Source organism: Rhodoluna sp. (assembly GCF_024641065.1).
In the GTDB taxonomy this organism is placed as follows: Bacteria; Actinomycetota; Actinomycetes; order Actinomycetales; family Microbacteriaceae; genus Rhodoluna.
This window is the reverse complement of sequence record NZ_JAHEDV010000008.1, coordinates 1-9655: the sequence shown is the minus strand read 5'-3', so window position 1 is coordinate 9655 and position 9655 is coordinate 1. Positions and strand designations below refer to the sequence as shown.

Below are 9655 nucleotides of genomic sequence, written 5' to 3'. Positions count from 1 at the left end.
CACGAAGTTTTCTGAATCTACCTGAGCAACGCTGGGAGCAATGCCTAAAAAGTAGAGGGCAGTTGGTGGGTTCAAAATTGTTGCGCCAGCGAAAAGCAAATAAGTTTTCGCTGGAGTGGCTCCGACCTTGGCTGCAGATACTTCTTCGGCCGATGCCTTTATCAATTTGAAATTGCGAATCAGAGTCGTGATTCCGAGTGCAAGCAAAATTGCGGCACCGACAAAACTAAGCAATTGGCCCCAGGTTGAAAAGAAACTAGAAACCGCGTGTCCGAGCAAGAAAACGAGTAGCGCATATGAAAAGTCAATGCTCGCCATTGCGCTGGCACCTGCAACTCCGTGACGCCAACCTTTTTCGAGAGTGGTATTTATCAACATGATTGCCATCGGGCCAACTGGAATCGCAAGTGCCAAGCCTGCGAAGAAACCAATTGTGAAAAGTTCGTTCATTAGAGTCGACCGCGATTCTTTGCGACCCAAAAATAAACGCTCTTTGCGATCAGTGAAATCGGCCAGATCGACATGAGGTGCCCGAGCACCCGCCAGAGAAAATTCGGCTGCATCTTCAAAATGAAAGCGACCGCCTTGGCGGCTGGCAGGGGAGCACCAACTCCGATGATCCAAATTGATTCAGCCAGCTCGGCCTCGGTGAGCCCCGACTCTTTGGCCTCTTTACTTGTCGACGGGATGGCCTTAGGAAAGGCCATGAAATGGCGCATTCCCCAGCTGAGGCATCGCCCGCAAAAGCCGCATTCACCGTCATAAATAAGTGTGGGCTTCAAAGCAGGCATATATTCAGGCTAGCAGCAGGCATCCGTGGCTTAAATGCCTTTTGTAACGGAAATGTAAAGAGATGTAAAAATCTCACTTTTCAGTTTGTTTACCTTTTGTTTTCGCCTAGTCTTGGCATTACCCAAGGCACTGCTGTCGAGCGCTCCTTGTTAGGGGTTCTAGAGCCCCGGGTAATTGACAGCGGTTCCGACTCAACAAGGAGAAACACAATATGAAAGCAACACGTATCGTTCGTGCGGTTGCCGGCGTTGCAGTTTCTGGTCTAACCATTGCAGGTCTTTCACTTGCAGCAGTTGCTCCAGCAAACTCAGCAGCTCGATCAACCGTCGTAATGATGGAGACCTCAGCGATGACTTCGTTGAACTCAGGTACTCCTGACACCAACTTGGTTACCAACAGCGATGTTGGCTACCTAACCGGCATGGGATTCATTTACTACGACAACAAGCCAAACTTGCTTCGCAACACCAAGTTCGGTCACTTTGAAGTAGTTAAGAAGACCCCTACTGACTTCCAGGTTAAATACACCGTCAACAAGGGCCAGATTTGGTCAGACGGAACTCCAGTTACTGCAGTTGACCTTCTACTTAGCCACGTTCTTTCAAGCGGCAAGTACTCAATCGCTGCTGGCCTAGGCGACCCAAGCGGTGGCAAGCCTGCATTCGACAGCGTTGGCTACGGTGGCTCATACGACGGTCACGTTGTTGGCAATCCAGTGCTTAGCTCAGACAACATGTCACTAACCATCAAGTACGACTCATTCCAGCCTGAGTGGGAGTTGCTAGGCCCTGGCCCATCTCCAGTTCACGCTCTTGAGCAGCTTGCAGATGGCAAGAAGGCCGCAGGCACCGCCGCAGCTAACCTTGCTTCAAAGGCTCAGTTCTTGAAGGACTTCACTTCAAAGAACACCACTCGCCTAAAGAAGATGGGCGCAATCTGGAGCGAGAGCTACAACATCAAGACCGTTGACTCTTCAACCAACCCATTGCTTCTAGTAAGCAACGGTGCGTTCAAGGTCCAGTCTGCAGTTGCTGACCAGTCAGTAACTATGGTTCGCAACGCGAAGTACAGCTCAGGTCCTGCAATGGCAAAGACCAACCCAATCAACAAGATCATCTTCTCGTTCATCGCAGACGGATCGCCTTCATACCAGGCGCTTCGCAACGGTGACATCGACATCTACGACGGCCAGCCAGATGCTGCCGGTGTAGCTCAGTTGAAGGCAATCCGAAGTGCAACCGTTTACGGTGGCGTTTCGATGACCTACGAGCACGTTGACCTTCGCGTTGGCGCAGTTCCTGGTGCAACCACCGCTTACACTGGCCCATTCGCCGGAAACTCACAGAAGGCACAAGACCTCCGCGAGGCATTCTTGCTAGCCCTTCCTCGTGATGGCATCCTCGAGAGCCAGGTAAAGCCTTTCAGCCCTAACGGTGTTGTGATGAACTCGCACTTCACCCTTCCAGGCCAGACCGGCTACAGCACCATCGTGAAGAGCTCAGGCGTTTCAAGCTTCACTACTGGAACCCAGGCTGACCGCACTGCGCGTGCACTTGCTTTGGTCAAGAAGTACTACCCAACTGCTTCGGCAACGAACTCAGTAGTTGACATTAACTTCTTGTTCAAGGGAAGCCAGCGTCGTATCGACGAGAACAAGCTAATCGCTGCAGAAGCAGCTAAGGCTGGTTTCAAGGTATCGACCACTCCTAACTCAGCCTGGAGCACCAAGCTAGATGACGTTTCATACGACGCAGCAATGTTCGCATGGGCACCATCATCAACTAGCCAGACTGGAACCAACGCCAACTTCCTAACTGACGGTGGAAACAACCACTCAGGTTGGGGAACTGCTGAACTAGACAAGATCCTTCACTCGCTAGAGGCTTACCTCACCCCAGCTCAGATCACTGCAAAGTATCTAGCTGCTGAGACAATCATCAACGCGAACAACTGGACCTTGCCTCTTTACCAGTGGCCAACCACCATTGCAGCTAACACTGCTTTGAAGGGCATCAAGTCAGCTCCTCTAACTCCAAACGTTGTTTGGAACTTCTGGGAGTGGCACTACTAAGAGCTAATCGCTCATAGTTAGACCCGAAGAGGGCACCTGGTTCGCCAGGTGTCCTCTTCTCTTTTCCCATTAGAGGCGTTTAGGTTGGGTTAACATCATCTAAACTTTTCTAGGCTCGTGAAAGCGAGAGAAACATCGAGAGCGGCAAGGTAGCCGCGGCAAGGTTGGCAAGTTGTTTGCTTACATAGTTCGACGCCTCGGCATGATGCTGGTCATTCTTTTTGGTGCCAGTTTTATGTCTTATAACCTCGAGGCATATTCAAGTGACCCACTTGCTGAATTGCAGCAGAGCACGGCCCCTAACAAGCAATACCTAATTGATCGCTTAACCCGCGAACTAATGCTCGATGTTCCTCCACCACTGCGATTCTTCATATGGCTCAAAGGAATCGTCAGCGGGCTCTGGGGGCAGTTTGATCTCGGAATGACTCGCGACCAACACTCGGTTGCTGAATACATCGGCGCTGCAATTCCAACAACTTTCCGACTTGTAATCGGTTCGACAGTGCTAGCAATCGTTCTTGGAATAACCATCGGAATGGTTACGGCTATTCGTCAATACAGTCGCTTTGACTACTCAATGACCTTTGTCTCATTCTTGATGTTCTCACTACCAATTTTCTGGGTTGCCGTATTGCTAAAGGAATACTTCGCAATTCAATTCAACGACTTCTTGGTCGATCCTCATGTGACTCCGCCGTTCTTGCTTTTCTTCAGTTTGCTTTCGGCTCTAATTTGGGCCGGAATCATCGGAGGAGATCGCCGTCGATTCTTCACAGTGTTCGGTGCCGTAGCAATCGGAACCGCAATCTTGATTGAAGTTCTAAGCCTGACCAGCTGGTTTATCAGCCCAGGTCTGGGCATAGTTGTAGTCGCCGTTTTTGCCGGCGGCATCTCGGTTGCCATAACCCACCTTTCAGTTGGTCTCGATGACAAGAAATCGCTTTATGCATCACTAATTACTGCCGGCATAGTGGTTGCGCTTTACTACCCGCTTCAGTGGGTCATGAGCGCAGACGCTTCATTGTTGACAGTCATTGGAATCTTTGCGCTGATTCTCGCTATCGGAGCAGCCGTCGGCTACTTGATCAGCAAGATAGACCGTCGAGCAATCATGCGAACTGCAATGATCACCGGATTCTTGTCAATGGTTCCCGTCGTCATTGACCGCTTCATGCAAGAGTTCAATGCCTACTATGCCTCAGACGCAATCAATGGTCGCCCTATCCCGACCATGGGGCAGGCAAACCAACTTTTGTCACCTGAACAGCAAGCAAACTTCTGGATCAATAGCCTCGATGGCTTCACTCACGTGTTTTTGCCAACGGTTGCCCTAACCCTGATTTCATTCGCTGGTTACGTTCGTTTCTCTCGAGGCAGCTTGCTTGAGGTTTTGAACATGGACTACATTCGCACCGCTCGCGCGAAAGGTCTTACAGAGCGCACAGTGATCGTGCGTCACGCGCTTCGAAATGCAATGTTGCCGTTGACCACAATTTTGGTGAACGACTTCGCCGGTGTTATCGGTGGCGCAATTATTACTGAAAGCATCTTCGGCTGGAAGGGAATGGGTTCGCTCTTCAACCAAGCGATTGGCAGCTACGACCTAAACCTATTTATGGGCGTGTTCATCATGACCGCGTTCTTGACCGTTTTCGCCAACTTGGTTTCTGACTTGCTCTATGGAGTCATGGATCCTCGAATTCGAATCAGAAAGTAATCATGGCTAAGAAAATCAAACAGATCGAAAAGACCGTAGAAAAAAACGAAAACGAGATTTCGCTTCGTGAAACAGAAGGTCTAAGCCAAGGTCAAATTATCCTGCGTCGCTTCGTGCGACACCGTGCAGCCATGATTTCGTTGTTCACCCTTTTGGCAATCATCATCTTCACCTATACAGCCTCGGGTTTGCACCTTGGATCTGAGAAGAGCCCGATTACCACTCCCGGCTGGTGGCCGCACTCAATCACTGAAATCGACGTCAACAGCGCGGTCAGCAATTTGTGTGAAAACGGAATTCCAGGTTGCCCTACCCTCGACATCCTGCCGGCATTCATTGACGGAACTGGCATGAATATTGGCGAACACCCATTTGGCCAAGACAGTCTCGGCACTGACTACCTAGCCCTAGTGACCCGTGGAGCCGAACAGTCAATCATGGTGATGCTTGTAGTCGGACTTCTTGGTGTTCTGATTGGAACGACCATCGGAGCCATTGCTGGCTTCTACGGCGGCTGGGTTGATGCGATTTTGATGCGATTGACGGACTTGTTCTTGGTAACACCAACTCTGATTATTGGAGCTGTGATCGGCTTCAGGTTCGGAAACCTGGGTGTGTTTCCGCTTGCGGCCATGTTGGGTTTGTTCTCTTGGATGGGTCTAGCCCGCTTCGTGAGAACTGAATTCTTGACCCTGCGTGAACGTGAATTTGTTGATGCTGCGCGTGTTGCTGGAGCCTCTAACGCCCGCATCATTTTTAAGCACATTCTTCCGAACGCAATCGGAATCATCATCGTGGCCGGAACGCTATTGCTTTCAGGTGCAATTCTGACTGAGACCGCACTTAGTTACCTAGGTTTCGGTGTTCAGTCGCCGGACGTATCGTTGGGCACACTGATTAGCCATTACCAAGACACCTTCACTGTGAGCCCTTGGTTGTTCTGGTGGCCTGGCTTCTTCATCATCTCGATCGCACTTTGCATCAACTTCATCGGTGACGGACTTCGCGATGCGTTTGACCCTCGCCAGAAGCGACGCATTTCAAAGAAGGAACGCGAGCAGGCTAAGGCAGTTTTGAAGGCTGGCGTTTAGTGAACAACCGCGAACAGAACACAGCTGGCAACTGCTGCAACCAAGAGGCTGGCGCCAAGCCAGTTGAACTTGTTGCTGTAGTTGACGGTTGCGCCTGCGGTTCGAAAGTCACCAATGCGCGTGCGAACCAGGTGTGCTGCGAGACCGCTGTCACTGATGGGGGAATCGCTGGCAATGATGCTGTCGCCGTCGAAGGTTGCTGTGGCAATACCTCGCAAGTCTTGAGAAGTCAGGTCGCTGGAAATGCCGTTTCTTGTTGCAGCGCCGCTGATTCGGCTCATGCGTCTGCGACCGTTTGCGGCTGCAACCCAAACACCAACGCGTCCGTTGTTGTGAAGGATGTTAAGGCTGAAGCGAGTGCTGACATTTTGAACATCTTGCCAACCAATCGTGACGGTGCGCAAAGGGTTCACAACGCGCACCCCTTCATCGCTCAACTCAAGCTTCGGTCTAACCCAGGTCAACCAACCAGCGACAGCTGCTGTGGCGGCAACAGCGAGGTCAAGGGCCGTGTTGCTTCCGTTGTTGAAATAGATGGTTTGAACGCTGAGCAAAATAGCGAAAATGAAAACGGTTGCTGCATAAACGAAGGCAACCTTGGGTTTGAAAACTTCGACATTAGTCATGAGTCAATCATCGCAGGCGAGCTCGCTCTGTCGATCGAAGAAAGAAAATAGGTATGTCTGAGCCAGTACTAAAGGTCACAAACTATAACGTCGACTTCTGGGTTGACGGAGTTTGGTATCCAGCAGCAATCGACATGAACTACGAGGTTCACCCAGGCAAGACTCTCGCCATCGTTGGTGAGTCTGGTTCGGGCAAGAGCTCTAGCTCAATGGGCTTGATGGGGCTGCTAGCCAGCAACGCGCGAACCAGCGGAAAGGTTGAGGTCAAAGGTGTTGACATGCTTGCCTCTAGCCCTGCCACCGTGCGCAAATACCGCGGCAAAGAAGTGGCTTACATCTTTCAGGAGCCAATGACGGCTCTAAACCCGGTTTACACAATCGGCTTTCAGATCGTAGAAACTCTTCGCACTCACTTTCCGATGGGTCCATCTGCGGCTCGTGAACGTGCCATTGAGCTTTTGACTTTGGTTGACATTCCAAATCCAGAAGCTTCGTTCGACAAGTATCCTCACCAACTCTCTGGTGGTCAGAAGCAACGCGCCATGATCGCGGTTGCATTGGCTTGCGACCCAGCGTTGCTAGTTGCCGACGAGCCAACCACAGCTCTTGACGTGACTGTTCAGGCTGAAATTCTCGACCTGATGCGCGAACTTCGCACCAAGCTGAATTCGGGCATTTTGCTAATCACCCACGACATGGGTGTTGTTGCAGACATGGCCGATGAAATCTTGGTTATGAAAGACGGTTTTACTGTTGAGCACGACACCGCCGACAATATCTTTAACCGCCCAAAGCACCCATACACCCAGCAGCTACTTGCCGCTGTGCCAAAGCTAGGTTCAGTCAAGGTTCGCGAACTGAAGCATGAGGGCAACACCAAGCCTGCACCGGTGCTAAAACTTTCAGATGTCACTATCGAATATCCGAAGCGCGGACGCATCCCTGCGTTCAGAGCGGTTTCAGATTTCAACCTAGAGATTTACCCAGGTGAAATTGTCGGTTTGGTTGGTGAGTCTGGTTCTGGCAAGACAACTATTGGGCGCGCTTCGATCGGATTGTTGCCAATCAAGTCTGGAACCATCAGCGTTGCCGGAAACGATATCAGCAACTCGAACACCAAGATGCTCTCTCAGATTCGCCGTCATACTGGAATCGTTTTTCAAGATCCTGCTTCTTCGTTGAACCCGCGTCTGCCAATCGGCGAAAGCATTGGCGAGCCAATCATGCTTGCCGGCATCGCCAAAGGCGCAGAGTTGAACCGCAAGGTCGAAGATCTGCTCGACTCAGTTGAGTTGCCACGCAGCTACCGAAACCGCTACCCGCATGAGCTTTCTGGTGGTCAGCGTCAGCGCGTTGGAATCGCACGTGCACTCGCACTGACTCCAGACCTTCTAATCGCTGACGAGCCAACCTCGGCGCTAGACGTATCTGTTCAGGCTCGATTCCTCGACTTGCTTCAGGGGCTTCAAGAAGAACTCAAGTTCGCGTGTCTCTTCATTACCCACGACCTCGGTGTTGTCGACATTCTGTCGCACCGCATCGCAGTTATGCAGCACGGTCGCTTAGTTGAAGAAGGACCTCGCGACCAAATTCTCAAGAACCCTCGCGACCCATACACCCAGCGTCTGATTGCGGCAGTGCCAATTCCTGACCCGGCAGAGCAGAAGAAGCGCCGTGAGGCTCGACTAGCTGCCAAGTAAGTTCACAGGCTCAGCGGGTGTTTAGAGGGTAACCTTTAGGCACCCGCTTAGTTTTTCGGAGTTGTTTTGAAAAAGTTTTTTGCCTCGATTGTGGTTGCTCTGCTGCTTGGCGTTTCGCTAGCAGCCTGTTCAAGTTCAGGCCTTCAAGCCGGCTCTGTTATCAACATCGCCGAGACCAACGACTTCAACTCATTCAACGCAGACAACGCGACCAGCGAAGCATCGCGTGCAGTCAATGCAGAGATTTCGAATCTGATTAATCCGAGTTTCTATTACACGGATGCCACCGGCAAGTTAATCGCGAATGAAGAATTCGGCTCGGTCACCGTCGTGAGCAAATCGCCACTCAAGATTGCATATCAGCTCACCGGCAAGGCCAAGTGGAGTGACGGGCAAGCGTTAACTGCCGATGATCTGCTGTTATCGTGGCTTGCCGCCCGCAACCCGGCAGACGCTGGATTCGACAGCATTCGCAAAGGCTCTGGCCTCAAATGGACGACCAGCACCCCAGTGGTCTCTGGCGATAAGCAAACTTTGACTGTCACCTATGACCACGCGGTTGCCGACTGGCAATCGGCGATCACGGTTACTGCGGCAGCACACGTGGTTGCCCAGCGGGCGTTTGCGTTGACCGATGCCAGCGCGGCTCTGATCAGATTTGAGCAGGCAATCGAAACGGCAAACGTTGCCGACCAAACTCTTATCAGCGAGCAGTATGGCAAGGCTTATCTGGCGCGCGAGGCGTCTACTCTTCCGCTTGTCACGGCTGGTGCATACAGGGTTGAAAGTTTTTCGCCTGGCTCAGAGCTCACGCTGAAAGCAAGCTCGGGTTTCAGCTGGGGCAAGGCGCCAACCATTGAAACTGTGAAGATCAAGTTCTATGCAGATTCAACTGCAATGCTTGCGGCAATGCAGCAAGGCAAAGTTGACATTGCTGCACCGGCTGAATCTGGAATCGCGACGAATGGCGATCTAATCAGTTTGGCAAAAGCGGCGAACGCGAAATATGAATTTGCGGCTAGCAATGACATCGAAGCCATAGTGCTCAACTTTGTCTCAACGAGCATTTTTGATTCGGGCAAGACCGACGTCGTAAAAGCTGCTGCTATCAAAGACGCGTTTTTGAAGTTGATTCCTCGCGCCAAAATTTTGGCCGCGCTCAGCGCCGATAATCCGGTGCTCGAGGCAAAGTCTTGGATCTATGCGAACTCGTCGAACTACTACGCGCCATTTGTGCAGTCGAATGGTTCATCGTCCTTTGATATTCAAAATGCAGAGCTTGCCGGTGAACTACTCAAGTCGGCAAACGTTTCAACCCCTGTCGATATTCGAATTTTGTTTGATTCAAATAACCCGCGTGCCAAGAAGGAGTTTGCCCTGCTTGGCGAATATGCCGCCTCGGCTGGCTTCAACCTGCTCGACGTCTCGGTCAAAGACCCTCGCACGGTCTTCACCACGGGTGAATTCGATGCCTTCATAACCACGGTGCCGCTCGCGGGTGAAGTTAGCGGAGACCCATACTGGTTCACAGGTTCAAGCGTCACCGGTTTTGCCGACCCGGCGCTCGATAGGCTGCTCGTCGACTATTCGAGCAAGTCTGAGCCACTAGACCAAATTGCTGTTCTCAAACAGGTCGATGCCGAGCTTTATGCGGC

General features: G+C 51.5%; 8 protein-coding genes. 5 read left to right on the top strand and 3 right to left on the bottom strand.

Annotated elements, in window-relative coordinates:
• Nucleotides 1–450, bottom strand: a 450-nt coding sequence (locus Q0L26_RS05370; protein WP_296648438.1) for a LysE family transporter, incomplete at its 3' end; no start/stop codon positions are given.
• Nucleotides 450–791 carry a DCC1-like thiol-disulfide oxidoreductase family protein gene (locus Q0L26_RS05365; protein ID WP_296648436.1) on the bottom strand — a complete coding sequence of 114 codons (342 nt, stop codon included), beginning with the start codon at nt 789–791 and terminating at the stop codon, nt 450–452. The genes Q0L26_RS05365 and Q0L26_RS05370, both read right to left, overlap by 1 nt.
• 212 nt (nt 792–1003) lie before the next feature.
• On the opposite strand from Q0L26_RS05365, the gene Q0L26_RS05360 reads away from it, so the two are divergent.
• From Q0L26_RS05360 to Q0L26_RS05350, 3 genes are all read left to right on the top strand, one after another.
• A complete protein-coding gene (locus Q0L26_RS05360) occupies nt 1004–2863 on the top strand; it encodes an ABC transporter substrate-binding protein (protein ID WP_296648434.1) in 1860 nt (619 codons plus the stop codon).
• 172 nt (nt 2864–3035) lie between these two features.
• Complete coding sequence (locus Q0L26_RS05355) at nt 3036–4583, top strand: ABC transporter permease subunit (RefSeq protein WP_296648433.1); 1548 nt, start codon at nt 3036–3038, stop codon at nt 4581–4583.
• 2 nt (nt 4584–4585) lie between these two features.
• Entirely contained in the window at nt 4586–5674 is a 1089-nt protein-coding gene (locus Q0L26_RS05350; RefSeq protein ID WP_296648430.1) for an ABC transporter permease, read from the top strand.
• Here Q0L26_RS05350 and Q0L26_RS05345 read toward each other — a convergent pair.
• Complete coding sequence (locus Q0L26_RS05345; protein ID WP_296648429.1) at nt 5671–6300, bottom strand: PH domain-containing protein; 630 nt, start codon at nt 6298–6300, stop codon at nt 5671–5673. The two genes, Q0L26_RS05350 and Q0L26_RS05345, sit on opposite strands and share 4 nt — an antisense overlap.
• 53 nt (nt 6301–6353) lie before the next feature.
• Between Q0L26_RS05345 and Q0L26_RS05340 the strand changes: the two genes are divergently transcribed.
• A complete protein-coding gene (locus Q0L26_RS05340) occupies nt 6354–8000 on the top strand; it encodes an ABC transporter ATP-binding protein (RefSeq protein WP_296648424.1) in 1647 nt (548 codons plus the stop codon).
• Nucleotides 8001–8066: 66 nt separating this feature from the next.
• The coding region (locus Q0L26_RS05335) for an ABC transporter substrate-binding protein (RefSeq protein WP_296648421.1) at nt 8067–9655 on the top strand (1589 nt) is incomplete at its 3' end.